Raw genomic sequence first — 16,012 nt, forward strand, 5'->3', positions numbered from 1 at the left:
CTTTTAAAGGTTGAGATAAATTACTTATCTTCTAATAAACCACGGCTTCTTAACAATGGCTCAATACCCGCATCTTTACCACGGAATTGACGGTAAAGTTGCATAGGATCGGCGCTACCACCTTTAGACAGAATATTATCTCTGAAGGCTTGTGCCGTTGCTGGGTCGAAAATACCATTTTCTTTAAACGCTTCAAATGCATCTGCGCCTAAGATATCTGACCAAAGGTAACTGTAGTAACCCGCTGAGTAGCCACCCGCGAAAATGTGCGAGAAATACGTACTACGGTAACGTGGAGCAATTTCTTTAATCAGCCCCATATTGGCTAATGATTCAGCTTCAAATTTTGCTGCATCACGTACAGTGTTATCAGTTAATGTGTGCCAATCTAAATCCAGTTTTGTTGCTGCCATATATTCAACTGTCGCAAAACCTTGGTTAAATTTACTTGCTGCTTGGATTTTTTTGACTAATTCTTGCGGGATAACTTCGCCTGTTTGATAGTGCTTAGCAAATTGCGCTAATACTTCAGGTTGGGTCATCCAGTTTTCCATGACTTGTGATGGGAATTCAACATAGTCACGTGGTACTGATGTACCAGCTTGTGAGCGATATTCTACGTCAGACAAAATCCCGTGTAGTGCATGGCCGAACTCGTGGAATAAGGTGCTTGCTTCGTCAAACGTTAGCAGTGCTGGCTCATCACCCGTTGGGCGAGGGTAGTTCAGTACGTTTACAATGATAGGCTTTGATTCAACGCCATTCATGTTGTATTGCTGGCGGTATGAGTTCATCCAGGCGCCACCACGTTTACTGTCACGTACGTAGTAATCACCCATAAATACAGCTAAGAATGAACCATCTTTATCATAGACTTCCCATGTTCTAACATCTGGGTGATATTTTGGTAAATCAGTACGTTCTTTCACTGTGATGCCAAATAGACGGTTGGCTGTATAAAATACGCCATCTAAGGTTGCTTCAAGCGAGAAGTATGGACGTGTTTGTTGTTCATTGAAACTGTATTTAGCAACACGGATTTGATCTGAGTAATACCACCAATCCCACGCTTCTAATTTGAAGTCGCCACCTTGTGAGTCAATGAGCTTTTGCATTTCGACAACTTCAGCATTTGCTTGAGCAAGTGCTGCTGGCCAAACTTTGTCTAATAATCCATATACATTTTCAGGTGTTTTAGCTGTGCGCTCTTCTAGTACAAAATCAGCGTGGGTTTTGTACCCCATTAATTCAGCTTTTTCTGCACGTAATGAAGCAATTTTCGCTAAGGTTTTTTTGTTGTCATTCGCGTTGTCGTTATTAGCGCGTTCGATATAACCTTTAAATATTGTTTCACGCAGCTCACGGTTTTCTGCATAGGTTAAAAATGGTGTGATAGAAGGGCGTTGCGTTGTGAAAACCCATTTACCATCATGGCCACGTTTAGTGGCTGTCGCAGCAGCACTATCAATAATATCTTGTGGTAAACCTGCTAAATCAGCTTTGTTATCAATAATTAGCTCAAAAGCATTGGTTTCAGCTAATAAGTTATCGCCAAACTCAAGATTAAGCTTACCAATTTGCTCATTTAGTGAACGTAATGTGGCTTTGTCTTCAGCTGATAAGTTAGCACCGCCACGGGTAAAACGTTTGTAGGTGTCTTCAAGCAATTTAGCTTTAGCTGTATTGAGGTTTAAGCTGTCTTTTTGTAAATAAACGGCTTTAACACGCTTAAACAACTCATCATTTAATAAAATGTCATCGCTTGCTGCTGATAGCATTGGTGACACTTCTTTTGAAATTTCTTGAATCGCTGGGTTTGTATGCGCGCCAGTAAGGTTATAGAAAACACTAGCAACTTTTGTTACTAATTCACCTGAGAACTCCATTGCTTCGATGGTATTTTCAAATGTTGGTTTTTCTGGATTCGCAACAATAGCGGCTATTTCAGCTTTTTGAGCGGCGATACCTGCTTTAAAGCCCGGTAAGTAATGTTCATCTTTTATTTTATCGAAATCAGGGATTTCCATAAAAGTACCGTATGGTTTAAAGAATGGGTTGTTAGCATTTTGCTCGATGATATTGCTAGCCACGACATTTGGTGCTTGTGTCGTGTTGGTTTGTACATTGTCATTGGCACAAGCACTTAACATGACTGTGAGTGCCATAGCTGAAACAAGCGGTTTGAGGGTTAGTCCCTTCATAGTTATTTCCCTGTTTGCATAAGAATGGTTAAAAATGAGCTTTTAATCGAATGGTCGGTTTAAGCTTCTGTTTATCATTATTACATTATGATTTGTGACTAGTTTATCAAGTTTTGGTCGTAATCTTGTTTTAGTTTGTAACAAAAAATAAAGGGACCTGATGTTTATCAGATCCCTCTAGCATTTCAATTGAAGGGGGGAGTATGAAATGCTTAAAACACAATCACTAAAACTTAATTTAAGACTATGATGTTATGTCGTTTTTATGGCTTTAAAATCACTTTTACGCTGCCATCGACATCAGCTTCATCAATGTAGCCAATCGCATTAGGGTTTGAAGCTACTGCTGACTTCATCGCCGCGGCATCATTTACTGTTGCTGGTGGGTTTCCTTTACCAGTAAATACCTGCTTTGACCAGAATGCTTTCAGTTGTGAATCGGATTTGCCTGTGACAGCACCATGAAACTCTGAACGTGTTGCATTACCTTCAGCAAGTTCATAAACCACTGCAGATTTCGAGCCTTTACCTAAAAATAATTTTTTAGCATCTGATGCGCTAATATCTGCCGCTCCAGGTGCACCAATGACGACAACCGCTGCTTGAGCTGACATAACTGAACACACGCTAAGCGCTAAAATAGATAGGATTTTTTTCATTTTATCGCTCCTTAAAATACAACGTCGAACTGAACTGTGTACACTGTAGTGTCATCAAACTCTTGGGCTATGTTGGTATCAAAACCGCCAGAGGTGTCACCGAAGTCAGTGGCATGGGTTACGTCAAACTTAAGGGCTAAGTTATCCATAGCATCCCAACGAACACCTGCACTGTATGCTGTGCGCTCGCCGTTAAAAATTGCAGCGTGAACAGGATTAGTTCTTACGTCATTATCTTTAGTTTCGTAATAAGATGCAGTCACATAAGGTGTAAATGCATTGATACGGTAACCTAAAGTGACATAACCTGCGTCAGAATCTGGGTACTCTTCATCAGTTTCGATACGAGTCCATTCAGCAATTGCTAAGAAAGAGCCGTTGTCATAGCTTCCGCCTAGACCTACGAATGTACCTGTAGCATCATTAATGTCTAGAATATCAACAGTTACGTCAATAGAAATTGGTAAACCTGTTGAAGGGTCTGTTCCACCGTCTACTGACATTTGTCGTGTGACTGTGCCATCAAGAGTTGCTTGACCGTAAACCGCCCGCAAAGTCCATGTTAAATCAGTCCAGTTAACATTGGCGCCGAAAATATTTCCGATATCAATACCTGAGTCTTCAGACTGACCACCAAAAGCTTGAATTGTTAATGTTGAGTCATCAAACTCAATATCATAACTTGCATCACCGCCGGTGTAAGATGTGAAAGGAACCGCATCATAAACTTCTGAAGGTGGACGTACGAATGGCTGTGCGTAACCCACGTCTAAGTAATCAGAGTACATAAATAAAGGTACACGAAGTTTACCAGCACGAGCCTGAAGGCCATTTTCAAAACGGTGTGAGATATAAGCCCACTCAGCTTCTACTTCCCAATCATTGCTGCCTTTCATCATAAGCTGCATTACGGCTTGAGTTTGATCTGTAATGGCAAAGGTGCCTTGAAGACCAAACTTACTGCCGTCATCGAAGTTAGCAGAGGTAGTCGCACCTGCATAACCAGTGTTATTGTCAGAGCTGATATATGCACCAGTCATGAAGCCATTGAAGCTAAAACGTTCTGTTAAGCTTGCATTTTGGCTTGCTTGAAGTGATTGCACTTGTTGTTCAAGCTTGGCAATTTTCTCTTCACTTGTTTCTTCAGCTGCGACATAGGCAGGAAGCATTGCAACAGAAATAGCTAAGGGTAGCGCTTTCAAGTTGAATTTCATGGTGTAACTCCTGTTCATCTTTATCATTACTCAAGATAAATCTCGTTTATCTTAAAATATTATTATTGTTAGACTTTAAATTGACCTGTTATGTTTTGAAGCTGTTTACTAACACCTTCAATGTCATAACTGATCCCGCCCATTTCATCCGTGGTCATTTTTACTTTAGCGGCATTGGTTTCAATATCAGCGACATACTGCTGGATAAGCTCTGAAGTGTTATGTTGTTCTTCAGTGGCGGCAGCAATCTGTTCGTTAACGACGGTAATCGCACTCACTTTATTGGTGATACTGATTAATGCATCTCCGGCTAATGAAGTGGTTTTGACACCTTCTTCAGCGGTTTCAATTCCACGTTGCATTGCATCAACTGCTTGAGTTGAAGTAGAGCGAAGCTCTTGCAATACTTGTTGAATTTCTTGCGTTGACGCTTGTGTTCGAGAAGCAAGGGTTCTTACTTCATCGGCCACTACGGCAAAGCCTCTTCCTTGTTCACCTGCTCGAGCAGCTTCAATTGCTGCATTCAAGGCAAGTAAATTGGTTTGATCTGCAATACCACGAATGGTATCGAGAATATCGTTGACGTTACTGGTGAACGCCTCAAGTTGATTCACTACAACAGCAGTCGTTTGTACTTCTTCTGCTAATTTATTAATGGTAGTGATAGCTTGAGACACAACCTCTTGACCTTGTTTAGCTTCATCATTTGCATTGTCAGCTTCAGATGCAGCATTAGCGGCATACTCAGCAATATGTGCAACACTGATGAACATTTCACGCATGGCATTAGAGATTTGTTCAACGGACTCATTTTGCTCGATAACGGTGTTTTCACTATTTTTACAGCTTTCTAATAACGTATGAGATACTGCACTTAAACTGTCTGTAGTTTGTTTAGTGTCAGCAATTGAGATTTGTAATTTCGATACAAATTGGTTGAACCAATGTACGAGCGTCGCGATTTCATCTTTACCGTTATATTCAATCCGAGAACGAAGATCGCCTTCACCTTCTGATATATTCTGTAATGAATGGGTGACGTCCTGAATGGTGACTATGATTGAGCGATTCACTAGTACGCCAACGATCACCAAAAATAGTGAAGCGATAATACCGATAATCAACATCAATGATGCCGCATTATCTGAACTTGCTAAGGTCGTGCTAATACTTGTTGTGAAAGCATCTGAGTAATCTTGTTGTTTTTTAGCAAAAACCGCTGTTAGGGATTCAAATCGCTTGGCATTTTCTGAAGCCTGGTTTGTGATCTTGTTAAAGTCGACATCATCTTTTAAAAATTCAGCAACTAAGGTTTTGGCATTGTCATGATAAGTGGCCAAGTCGCGTTGCATATTATTGGCATCATTAGCTTCATGAGGTAATAAACCCTTAATAGTATTTAGATTACTATTAATTTGTTTAACCATATTTTCAGCAGTGATCAATGATTCTTCTTCACCGGTTGTTACTGCAGATTGAATATTTTGATTTAATTGCAATAACAAGCCATCGTTAATCGTGGCTAAATTTAATACTGGGTAAAGTTGTGATTGAAGTCCATTTAAACGTTCAGCATTTTGTTGCACGCTTTGATTGTTAATTACAAGTGAAATAACAAACGAAGAAATTGCAACGACTGTTAATAAAGCGATCCGGTGCTTTATTTTTAAGCTGTTTAACTTCATCAAGTTGAATCCTGCTGTTTTTTAATATTATTGAGTTATTTTTAGCGCATCATAATATGAATTTCATGCTAAAAAAATAGTCTATTTCAGTTAATTGATGTAACCATATGGGCATAAATAGTTATATCTATCGATATCAGCTAGTTAAGCTTACCGCCTGTATGAAATAAATTTTATTTGATAAAAATTTTAACATTTCAGGCATTAATTAAATTCTTTCTTTCTTGTTTTAATTGCCAGTATTTTGTCCTTGTCAAAATATTGGCGGGCTAAATATCGCTTACAACCTGTGTTGTTAATTAAACGCATCCGCAATTGGGTGTTTGTTAATTTTAATTAATAACCATATAACAGGTCTGTTCCTGCAATAACAATATCGGCATAAAGATAAAAAACTTTAATTGAAATAAATTTGGAATAACAAAAATCGATTCTTGATGTTGCTGTTTTGTTATTTGTGCGGGTTGTAATGATAGCTATTCTTATTTAGGGGAGGGGATCTAAACAATAAAAATGAGCAAGTGAGCAGGTTTATTTTGGAAAGGGAGTGAGTGTTTATTTTATCTTGTTTAAATTTAAGCTGTATCTACTCATCGCTTTTCGATACAGCACATTGTTATTATTTACGTTATTACTAATAACCTAGGGTTTCAGAACCTGCACGTCTAGGATCTGATGCTCCATAAACGCCTTTTTCAGTCACCACTATTGATTGGGTACTGCCCATGGCACTGCTGGACTTGATCGTATGGCCTTTAGCTTCAAGCAGTGAAATTGTATCTTTGTTTAAACTGGTTTCTACACCAATATAATCAGGAAGCCATTGATGATGGATTCTTGGCGCAGCAGTCGCTTCTGCGACATTAAGCTTATGATCAATCACGTTCATAATGAGTTGTAATGTCGTCGTGATAATTCTTGAGCCGCCTGGGCTACCTGTCACTAAGAAAGGTTTGCCTTCTTTCATCACAATGGTTGGGCTCATTGAACTCAATGGTCGCTTGTTTCCTTGAACCGAATTAGCTTCGCCGCCAATTAAACCAAAGGCGTTTGGCGTACCTGGCTTTGCAGAAAAATCGTCCATTTCATTATTGAGTAAAATCCCAGTGCCGTCTGCAACTAGTCCAGAACCATAACTAAAGTTCAACGTGTAGGTATTCGACACTGCATTTCCCCATTTATCAACAACAGAGTAATGAGTGGTTTGGTTACTCTCATAGGGAGCTATATTACCTGGCTTTATCTCAGCACTTGGAGTGGCTTTGTTGTAAGCTATTTTTTTGACCAATGAGTCAGCGTATTTTTGATCCGTCAACCCCTTCAAAGGGACAGGGTTAAAATCAGGATCACCTAAATACTCACTTCTATCGGCATATGCATGTTTCATACTTTCTACCATTAAGTGCAATGTTTGAGCCGTATTGTGGCCTAATTCATTGATAGGGTAGTTCTCAAGCATGTTCAGCATTTGAATGATATGAATTCCGCCAGAGGAAGGAGGTGGCATGGAGACAATCTCGTAACCACGATATTCTCCGCGAATTGGCTTACGTTCAACAACTTGATAGTTTTTTAAATCTTCCAAGGTCATAATACCGTTGGCTTGCTTAATTGAGGCAACGATTTTTTCTGCAGTTTCACCTTCATAAAACCCTTTACTGCCGTGAGTTGCAATTAAAGACAGTGAATGTGCGAGATCGGTTTGTACTAAGGTATCGTTTACTGCAAAGCTGTCACCGTTCTTTTTATAGAAGATTTTGGCTGAACTGGGCCATTGAGAAATTCGGCGTTTAAGTCCATCCAGGGAGTTAGCAAGATCTGGATTAACACTAATACCTTCTTTTGCTAACTTTATGGCTGGCGCAATCACCTCACTTAACTTCATAGTGCCATACTTTTCGAGCGCTAACTCAAAACCCATGACTGTTCCTGGGACACCGACAGCAAGACCATGTTCACGGCTTAATTTAGGGTTTGGCTTACCTTTTTCATCTAGAAATATATCTTTGTGCGCTTTTGAAGGCGCGGTTTCTCGATAATCGATAGCAATTGTTTTATTCGTTTCAGCGAGGTGGACTAACATAAAGCCGCCTCCGCCAATATTGCCAGCACGAGGAAGGGTGACTGCAAGAGCAAAACCTACAGCAACTGCGGCATCTACAGCATTACCACCTTGTTTCAAAATATCTACGCCAATTCGTGTGGCTAATGACTCTTGGCTGGCGACCATGCCGTGCTCAGCCCAAATTGGTTGTGCTGTTGCAGCGCGACTGTAAATTGACTGTTCGTTGGCAGCTTGTACAGAACTTGCGGATAGTGAAGTAAAACCAAGTAGTAACGCAATAGAAGTAGAAACAACGATAGGCTTTATCTGAGAAAAAACGCTCATTTTCAGTCCTTTGTAAGTATAATCATATGTTGCAATGTGCCATAAGTATGATCTAATACACAATATCTAAAACGGTATTCTGAGGAAATATGTCTGAAACTGGCTTAATTAGTGATTCATTAGCAGAGGACTCAGCACTGACAGCTCTTGATGATATTCACATTAGCTTTTACTATTCAGTTGAAGCTATTGGTAGGCAAGATTGGCTGCTGATGTTTCGTGATGATAACCCTTTTACTCAGTTTGATTACTTATTGGCTCTTGAGCAAAGTCAATGTGTTTGCCCACTTACGGGTTGGACACCAAAACATATTGTGGTTCAGGCAGGCGATAAGGTAGTGGCTATTTTACCATGCTATGAGAAGACCCATTCGTGGGGAGAGTATGTGTTTGATTGGGCTTGGGCTGAAGCATATGAGAGAAATGGATTACAATACTATCCAAAATTAGTCGCGGCTATACCGTTTACTCCTGTAACAGGGCAGCGTTTCGGGATAATGGAAGGGGCTAGTAAATCAGTTAGACATTATCTTATAAGCTGTATTCTCAACTTCCTTAATCGCAGTATAGAACAGGATTTTTCGTCTTGGCACTGTTTGTTCTTACCTAAAGATGATTTTAACTTTGCCAGTCAACAGTCTATTGCAAGGCTTGCTACACAGTTTCATTGGGGTAACCGAGGTTATCAGAATTTCGATGATTATCTTAGGCAGTTAGTCTCACGTAAGCGTAAAACCATTGTTAAAGAACGTCGTATGGTTTCTGAGTATCATTTTGAATTTATTACAGGCGAACAAGCATCTTCAGCTCAGTGGGAACACTTTATTGAGTGTTATCAGCAAACCTATTTAAAACGATCTGGTCATACAGGTTATTTATCCAGCGATTTTTTTGAGCAGCTAGCAGACACTATGGGTAATCAAATTCGCTTACTTATCATTTCTGATCCGCAGCAAACAATGGTGGCTTCGGCGTTATATTTTGTTTCTAAAACTCATTTATACGGGCGTTATTGGGGCTGCTTACAGGAGGTTGACGGTCTGCATTTTGAAGCCTGTTATTATCAAGGGATAGAGTATGCCATCAAACATGGATTAACGACGTTTGATGCTGGGGCACAAGGGGAGCATAAGGTTGCTAGAGGTTTTGAGCCTATAGAAACCTATTCGAATCACAATGTCGCACATGCCGAGTTTAGTCATGCTATTAATCACTATTGCCAGCAAGAACAAGTTCACATTAAGCAGTACATGACGCAAATGAGCGCAAAACTTCCGTATAAACAAAATTCAGAATAGCATGACAACGACTTAGAGGAGCTAAATCATCTTTATTTAACAATCGGCAATTGAATTAGGTACTCTGTTAACTGATATTCTGGATAGAACTAAATATAAATTGTGCTAAAGTTTACATGTCGTTAACTTATTTGTTACCCCCATGAACTTAAAATCAATTATTAATCTGGGCACGAATCAACAGTCATTTTCATCAGCTAACCGAATAAGAACTATGAATATCATAGGGTTAATTACGGCTGCTATCTCATTTTTATATTCGCTTAACTATATTTTGTTTCTTGATAATCCTTCTGTTGGCTTTATCAACCTTGGATTTACGTTTGCGTACTTCGTCACTAATGTACTTACCGCCAAACAGCAGCCTAAAATCGCTAAAATTTGGTTTTTTAGCGTGTTGATGCTGCATCTACTTGTGTGTACCAATGTTTATGTAACTAATGCGAGTGGTTTTCACCTGTATTACTTCCTTGTGCCAACTGGGGCTTTTTTGTTATTTGAATTAAGAGAGCGACTTGAGCAGGTGACATTAAGTACACTGGCAATGGTGTTATTTTTCTATTGCGAAAATACCGTAAACGAAGCACCATTAATTGAACTATCTGCTCAAGTTAACCATATGCTTTATCAATCAGTGGTATTTTTTACGATGCTGGAAGTGATTGTTGTCTTATATATTTTTGCTAAACAGATTGATAAAAACGAAAAGCAACTGACATTGCAAGCAAGTACAGACTCTTTGACACGATTGGCAAATCGACACTCCTTTTTTACCGAGGGTAAATCATTGCTCGATCAAGCTGTGGCGCATCAACTCCCATTCACTTTGGTGCTAATCGACTTAGACTTGTTTAAGACGATTAACGATAAACACGGTCACCTAGTTGGCGATAAGTGTTTAATTGAAGTGACTAAAACGATTAAAGCCTTGTGCCGTGAACAAGATTTATGTGCGCGGATTGGCGGGGAAGAATTTGTTATTGCTATGCCAAATACCCATTTGCATGATGCTAATAAAGTGGCCGAGCGAATGCGTGAACACATTGCTGAGTGTAAAATTCCGTTAACCGATTCTCAAAACCTCCAGTGCACAGCGAGCTTTGGTATCGCTGAAAAAACAGCATCTGCGAAAGAGCTTAAAGACTTACTTATGAGAGCGGATAAAGCCCTGTATATGGCGAAAGAAAACGGCAGAAACTGTGTTAAACCGTATTACGACAAAGCGGCGTAATCAAAAACATTATCGGCTTATTTTTATCTATACTTCTTTCGTTTAGCGATATTCAGTGTATTTAACGTTTAACCAAGTGCTAGCCAAAAACCGACGCAAATCATTAAACTGCCGGCAATACGGTTCATCAGTTTAATGTTATCGCCCCGAGATAAAAACATTCTTAAACTCTTACCGCCACTGGCATAAGCGAGCATTGATACGCTTTCTGTCAGCATAATAATCGCAAGTAGCCAAAACAACTGAGGTGCGACAGCTTTATCAACACTGATGAAGGGAGGTAAAAGTGAAATCATAAATGCCCAACCTTTGGGATTGGCAATTGCTGTGACAAACCCTTGGGAAATTAGCGCAATATTACTAATCGATTTGTCTGTTTGCTGCCCCTCAATAATGGCCATTTTGCCTTTCGAACGCCACATATTAACACCTATATACGCAAGATAAGCGCCGCCAAGCCATTTTAAAATGGCAAAGGCATCTGGGTAATTGAGCATGACGCTGGCAACGCCCATAACCGCAGCAATAGCAACTAAAGCAACACCCACTAATTCACCTGCCATCATCCACAGCGTTCTTCTAACACCAATACTCATGCCGAGTGTCATTGCTAATGTCATACACATTCCTGGCGTAATAGAAACAAAAAAGAATGTTGGAATAAATACAGCAAGTATTGCTAAATCAGGCATGGGCTAGAGTTCTTAAATCAATTCTTATATGAGAAGAGCAAGAGTGTAAGGCTTTACAGCTTTTGTGCAAACAAAAAAGTGAATACGTGCCTTCGAGGTGCTAAATAATGATTGGTAACAAAAAGCCTTTCTTAATATCGAAACTAAGAAAGGCTAATTCAGTGTAATTTCAATTAACGTGCAGCAAAATGATCTGTCTAGCTTGGGTCTACAACGATATGCTCAAGCTCAATTGCGGCAACAGCTTGTAGTGTATCCATAGTGGCATTAGCTAAACTGATTTTACCGGCAGATGATTCTATTAATACCACTCGATTAATATCGCTGTAGTCTCTGTTGTGGCGAATTAAGTTTGATAACGCCATTTGCATTGGCATCATTGACGGATTAAATGCCGCGTTTTCTGCGTACCGGCCGCAGTATGTTTTACCGTCTTTTGTTTCAATAACTACCGCTGCGTAGTTTTGCGTATAGGGGGCATAACTTAAACCTGCTTGGTCGACAGCTTCGATGATCATTGGGTCATCTGACTGTAAACTAAATTCGATATGACTTTTTGATAACAGTGGCTTAGTGACTTGTAGGTCTTTTGGCCCAAATGCATATGGTAGATAGTGTGCTAATTGCTGTGGCTGCTGACCAGGTAAGTGGATGTTAATATCGATACCGCTGACTAATTCATTGATGAACTGACGACAATGGCCACAAGGACTGAAGTTGACGACGATATCAATAATTTTTTGTTCGCCGTTTAGCCAGGCGTGGCTGATTGCACTTTGTTCGGCATGTACCGTGTGAAATAGCGCTTCAGAAGATAATTCAAAATTAGCCCCCATGTATATGTCGCCGCTTTCAGCTTTAGCGATTGCACCAACATAAAACTCGCTGATACTTGGTTTGGCAAGTGCTGCAGCGATTGGCAGTAAACTTAATAGAAGTTCTTCTTCTGTCATTTTACTGACATTGACAAGTTCCGTCAGTTGATTCGCATCGATGTGCCCACAAAAATCATCATTAAGTAATGGGATAAGCGCTGTTGCCAGTGGTTTGGGCAGTTGGGTGATGCTATCAATGAAACGATTTTGCATGACCAATTCCTTTTATTAATACAATAAGTACAAAGTAAGTTAATGATAAAAGCTTAAAGAGATTGCAGATATAAACATAGGGCTTTTAATAACTTTTGTTTGTGTTCATTCTCGCTGGTTTCTTCTAATAAGTTTTCGAGGTTTATCACATAATCAGCATCAGAAAGGCGTTGCTGACAGAACTCTCGCCATTGCATTGATTCATCATGGCTCAATGTTTCAGGGTAATTACGGGCTCGATAACGAAACAACATTTGACTGAGCCTAGGATCGTCAAAGTCGAGATTAAGAGCGGCGAGGTTTTCGGCTTTGGTATTGCGGATCATTTCCATTTTGGCTTTATCGGCGTGACTAAAAAAGCCTCCGCTATAGAGCATTAAATCAGGATCGGTTACTGCAGGGTGATCATTTACATCAAAAACCGCTTGCATTTTATCGCGAAGCTCAGGGTGCTGTTTGAATAATTTATATTGGCTGCGGGCAAAATCCATATCAAATTGATGCCTTTGTGCTACGGCTTCTGATAGTAGTTTAGGAGTACCAATAAACGGACATTTGTTTAAATGTATTTGCTTTAGTGGAATTGGCTGCTCATCTGGGGCTAATTCACTTCGAGGTGTATACATACGTTCGACGATTTCTGCCACAGTTAAGTCAATGAGCGGGCTTAAATCCATTGCCAAATTAATGCAAATCATCGCGTTCTTGTTCGTTGGATGAGGTGCTACAGGCGCAATTAAAGTGACGCAACCATTGGCAGCGCTAATCTTTGAACTCACATGAACAAGCGGCTGCATGAAGTCGCCTTGGATTAATTCTGCGACTTTTTTCTTATTTCGAAGCTCAAAATAGTAATCGTATAATTTAGGCTGCTTTTCTTTGATGAGTTTTGCAATAGCAATCGTTGCATAGACATCGCTCATAGCATCATGAGCTTGTTCATGGCTCAACCCATTAGCTTGGGTTAAATGCTCCAATTTAAAACTAGGTGAACCATCTTCTTTAAGCGGCCAATTAATCCCTTCTGGACGGAATGCATAACAGGCTCTAACTAAATCGATAATGTCCCAGCGTGAGTTACCGTTTTGCCACTCACGTGCATAAGGGTCAATAAAATTGCGATAAAAACCATAACGGCTGACTTCATCATCAAATCGTAATGAGTTATACCCAACAACACAGGTATTTGGTTGAGTGAAAATGGCATTAATGCGCCCCATAAACTCAGTTTCAACCATGCCTTTTTGATTCGCAAGCTGTGGCGTTATCCCTGTCACTAAAATGGCTTCTGGGGCAGGTAAGTAGTCTGTTGATTGCTTGCAATAAAAGTTTTCTGGCTCGCCAATGATATTAAGATCTAAATCAGTTCGAATGCCTGCAAATTGCGAAGGACGGTCTTTTGCTGGACTCACCCCAAATGTTTCATAATCGTGCCAAAAAAGGGTAGGTTGAAAAGCGCTTGCCATAATATAGAGTTATCCTATTTTTCGATTGCAAATATCTTAACACTGTTAATTACTAATGTTTACAGGGGGCGTTAGTGATTGAACGCTTTTTAAGTAGGTGACGTAAGTCAGTTTGATGGTTACAATTTATATAACGTCATCGGAGTCTATATGTACAACCATCTATTCAGCCAACCAATACAATATGAAATAAAGCCAAATCAATCTATTTTGGTCTCTTTGGCTGATGATGTCAGTGATTTTGTGTTGCTTCCTGCGCTGAGTCAGCCTTTGGCAGAAATTATTATTAGTGAGTTACCCTCTCATACAAATGAGCAGGGAGCTAGCATCATTCTCACTTGCCAGCCTTTTTTTACTGTCAATCGTGTTGAAAGCTTGGATGACAAAGATACTCATGGCCAAGACAGACTTGATAAAGAGCAACTTGACCAAGGGAAAGTTAATAAAGCGAGTGAGGCAACAACGTCAGCAGGTTATTCGCTAAATTCTGTTCCTGGCACAAGCCCCAGCTCTGGCACTATTTATCATCAATGTGACGTCAGTAAACATCTCGGTAAAGTAACAAGATCATTAGGTCAAGGTTGCCGCTTGTATGCCAGAGTCGGTATAGCGCCACGAATATCTGCCGCCATGCTAAGAAAAGGCGTTACATTAACGTTTTCTTTTATTCACTCTGCTCTAGGTGTCGTCATTGAATATGAACAATCGGTGTGTGAAGCGATTACACTAGAGAAAGATTTACGCCTTAATCAAGAACCCAAAGAATTGATCATGGCTAAAGCGATTTTAGCGAGAAACTTTGATTATGAAGAACCTCCAGCAACTATCGCTTTGAATATTAGTGAAATTGAACAAGTACGTGCTGATATTAGCCACTATTTATCTGAAGAAAGAAATAAAGTTCACGCCATTATCGCAGCGCAATTGTTAAAGCTTGATAATCTACTTAATCATAAACAACAATGGCTGTTACGAACGTATAGTCAATCACAGCAGCGAACTAATTACGCATCAGCAGCAAATGAATTGTCCAAAGATGTTGAAGATTTACAACGTAAATTAGAGTGCTTTGCGTTACTTGCTCCTGCAGATGTGAGTTTGATGGTTGATAAGTTAACCGAAGATAACTGACTTTTGGGTGCTCATTGCGTACCATTGTCATTTTTAGTGTCATGTTAAACGTTGCTCTTGTTGAGTAACCGTTATTTCAATTCCTTGTTGAGTAAAAAATGCAATATATTTGTCCTTTGTGCCGCACGGTGCTTACCCTAAATGCCAAATCATGGTCTTGTGAAAACCGTCATCAATTTGATTGTGCAAAAGAAGGTTATGTTAATTTATTGCCTGTGCAGAAAAAGAACTCAAAAGACCCTGGCGACAATAAAACGATGATGTTTGCCCGTCGTGAGTTTTTAAATAAAGGCTACTACCAAAAACTAAGTGATAGGGTAAATGAGCTTGCGACTGAATACGCAGCTAATGCTGAAAATATATTAGATATAGGTTGTGGAGAAGGGTACTACAGTCATCGGCTATTTGAAGCCATGGCGCAGACAAGGGAAGTAGATTGTGTACTGCAAGGGCTGGATATTTCTAAGTCTGCAATTAAGTATGCCGCCAAACGCTACCCTGATTTACATTTTTGTGTAGCCAGTGCCTATGAAATGCCTTTTGAAGACGGGTTATTTGATTTAGCGATGAGAATTTATGCGCCTTCTAAACTGGATGAGTTACAAAGGGCGATCAAACAAGATGGCGTACTAATTACTGTATCTCCTGGTCCTATGCACCATTTCGCGATGAAAAAAATCATTTATAGTGAGCCTAAACCACATGAAGCCTCAAAGGCAGAGCTTGAAGGTTTTACTTGTCTGCATAACGAAAGGCTTTGCTATCAATTGGATTTATCTGACCCTGTTGATATTGAACATTTTTTAAACATGACCCCTTATGCTTGGAAGTTGACGCAAGAACAAAAGACCCAAATTGCAGATCAAGGACTTAGCTGTGAGTTAGACTTTAGTATTGAAATTCATCAACGTAATTGATTTGTCATTTAAATTTGCTATTTTACTTTTTGAATCTGATA

12 protein-coding genes are annotated in these 16,012 nt (G+C 39.7%); 4 read left to right on the forward strand and 8 right to left on the reverse strand.

Annotated features, from left to right (window positions below):
• Positions 1-20: 20 nt before the first annotated feature.
• From A9267_RS00545 to ggt, 5 genes are all read right to left on the reverse strand, one after another.
• Positions 21-2,201, reverse strand: a complete 2,181-nt coding sequence (locus A9267_RS00545; RefSeq protein WP_065107850.1) for a M3 family metallopeptidase — start codon at positions 2,199-2,201, stop codon at positions 21-23.
• Between the two features lie 263 nt (positions 2,202-2,464).
• Positions 2,465-2,860, reverse strand: a complete 396-nt coding sequence (locus A9267_RS00550) for a phosphate ABC transporter substrate-binding protein (protein WP_065107851.1) — start codon at positions 2,858-2,860, stop codon at positions 2,465-2,467.
• An 11-nt stretch (positions 2,861-2,871) separates the two neighbouring features.
• Positions 2,872-4,074, reverse strand: a complete 1,203-nt coding sequence (locus A9267_RS00555; RefSeq protein WP_065107852.1) for a hypothetical protein — start codon at positions 4,072-4,074, stop codon at positions 2,872-2,874.
• Between the two features lie 68 nt (positions 4,075-4,142).
• Positions 4,143-5,759, reverse strand: a complete 1,617-nt coding sequence (locus tag A9267_RS00560) for a methyl-accepting chemotaxis protein (protein WP_065107853.1) — start codon at positions 5,757-5,759, stop codon at positions 4,143-4,145.
• A gap of 634 nt (positions 5,760-6,393) precedes the next feature.
• Positions 6,394-8,148, reverse strand: a complete 1,755-nt coding sequence (gene ggt / locus A9267_RS00565; RefSeq protein WP_065107854.1) for a gamma-glutamyltransferase — start codon at positions 8,146-8,148, stop codon at positions 6,394-6,396.
• An 89-nt stretch (positions 8,149-8,237) separates the two neighbouring features.
• On the opposite strand from ggt, the gene A9267_RS00570 reads away from it, so the two are divergent.
• Positions 8,238-9,446 carry a GNAT family N-acetyltransferase gene (locus A9267_RS00570; protein WP_082972147.1) on the forward strand — a complete coding sequence of 403 codons (1,209 nt, stop codon included), beginning with the start codon at positions 8,238-8,240 and terminating at the stop codon, positions 9,444-9,446.
• Between the two features lie 142 nt (positions 9,447-9,588).
• On the forward strand, positions 9,589-10,677 hold the full coding sequence (locus A9267_RS00575; RefSeq protein ID WP_082972148.1) for a GGDEF domain-containing protein: 1,089 nt from the start codon (positions 9,589-9,591) through the stop codon (positions 10,675-10,677).
• 68 nt (positions 10,678-10,745) lie between these two features.
• On the opposite strand, the gene A9267_RS00580 is transcribed toward A9267_RS00575, so the two are convergent.
• The 3 genes from A9267_RS00580 to sbcB form a co-directional block, all read right to left on the reverse strand.
• Positions 10,746-11,369 (reverse strand): LysE family translocator, encoded by a 624-nt coding sequence (locus A9267_RS00580; protein WP_065107856.1) that lies wholly within the window; start codon positions 11,367-11,369, stop codon positions 10,746-10,748.
• Positions 11,370-11,566: 197 nt separating this feature from the next.
• Complete coding sequence (gene cdd / locus A9267_RS00585) at positions 11,567-12,457, reverse strand: cytidine deaminase (RefSeq protein ID WP_065107857.1); 891 nt, start codon at positions 12,455-12,457, stop codon at positions 11,567-11,569.
• A 53-nt stretch (positions 12,458-12,510) separates the two neighbouring features.
• Positions 12,511-13,923, reverse strand: a complete 1,413-nt coding sequence (gene sbcB / locus A9267_RS00590; RefSeq protein WP_065107858.1) for an exodeoxyribonuclease I — start codon at positions 13,921-13,923, stop codon at positions 12,511-12,513.
• Between the two features lie 150 nt (positions 13,924-14,073).
• Here sbcB and A9267_RS00595 point away from each other — a divergent pair, with 150 nt between their 5' ends.
• Together A9267_RS00595 and rlmA are read left to right on the forward strand one after the other, a co-directional pair.
• Positions 14,074-15,054, forward strand: a complete 981-nt coding sequence (locus A9267_RS00595; protein WP_065107859.1) for a hypothetical protein — start codon at positions 14,074-14,076, stop codon at positions 15,052-15,054.
• A 98-nt stretch (positions 15,055-15,152) separates the two neighbouring features.
• Positions 15,153-15,971 (forward strand): 23S rRNA (guanine(745)-N(1))-methyltransferase, encoded by an 819-nt coding sequence (rlmA, locus tag A9267_RS00600; protein WP_065107860.1) that lies wholly within the window; start codon positions 15,153-15,155, stop codon positions 15,969-15,971.
• Positions 15,972-16,012: the final 41 nt, after the last annotated feature.

Source organism: Shewanella sp. UCD-FRSSP16_17, assembly GCF_001675935.1.
Classification (GTDB): Bacteria; Pseudomonadota; Gammaproteobacteria; order Enterobacterales; family Shewanellaceae; genus Shewanella; species Shewanella japonica.

What these genes read in the sequence shown, in the direction of transcription:
- A9267_RS00545 (WP_065107850.1), bottom strand. Translation starts at nt 2,201, where the DNA reads ATGAAGGGACTAACCCTCAAACCGCTTGTTTCAGCTATGGCACTCACA.
- A9267_RS00550 (WP_065107851.1), bottom strand. Translation starts at nt 2,860, where the DNA reads ATGAAAAAAATCCTATCTATTTTAGCGCTTAGCGTGTGTTCAGTTATG.
- A9267_RS00555 (WP_065107852.1), bottom strand. Translation starts at nt 4,074, where the DNA reads ATGAAATTCAACTTGAAAGCGCTACCCTTAGCTATTTCTGTTGCAATG.
- A9267_RS00560 (WP_065107853.1), bottom strand. Translation starts at nt 5,759, where the DNA reads ATGAAGTTAAACAGCTTAAAAATAAAGCACCGGATCGCTTTATTAACA.
- ggt (WP_065107854.1), bottom strand. Translation starts at nt 8,148, where the DNA reads ATGAGCGTTTTTTCTCAGATAAAGCCTATCGTTGTTTCTACTTCTATT.
- A9267_RS00570 (WP_082972147.1), top strand. Translation starts at nt 8,238, where the DNA reads ATGTCTGAAACTGGCTTAATTAGTGATTCATTAGCAGAGGACTCAGCA.
- A9267_RS00575 (WP_082972148.1), top strand. Translation starts at nt 9,589, where the DNA reads ATGAACTTAAAATCAATTATTAATCTGGGCACGAATCAACAGTCATTT.
- A9267_RS00580 (WP_065107856.1), bottom strand. Translation starts at nt 11,369, where the DNA reads ATGCCTGATTTAGCAATACTTGCTGTATTTATTCCAACATTCTTTTTT.
- cdd (WP_065107857.1), bottom strand. Translation starts at nt 12,457, where the DNA reads ATGCAAAATCGTTTCATTGATAGCATCACCCAACTGCCCAAACCACTG.
- sbcB (WP_065107858.1), bottom strand. Translation starts at nt 13,923, where the DNA reads ATGGCAAGCGCTTTTCAACCTACCCTTTTTTGGCACGATTATGAAACA.
- A9267_RS00595 (WP_065107859.1), top strand. Translation starts at nt 14,074, where the DNA reads ATGTACAACCATCTATTCAGCCAACCAATACAATATGAAATAAAGCCA.
- rlmA (WP_065107860.1), top strand. Translation starts at nt 15,153, where the DNA reads ATGCAATATATTTGTCCTTTGTGCCGCACGGTGCTTACCCTAAATGCC.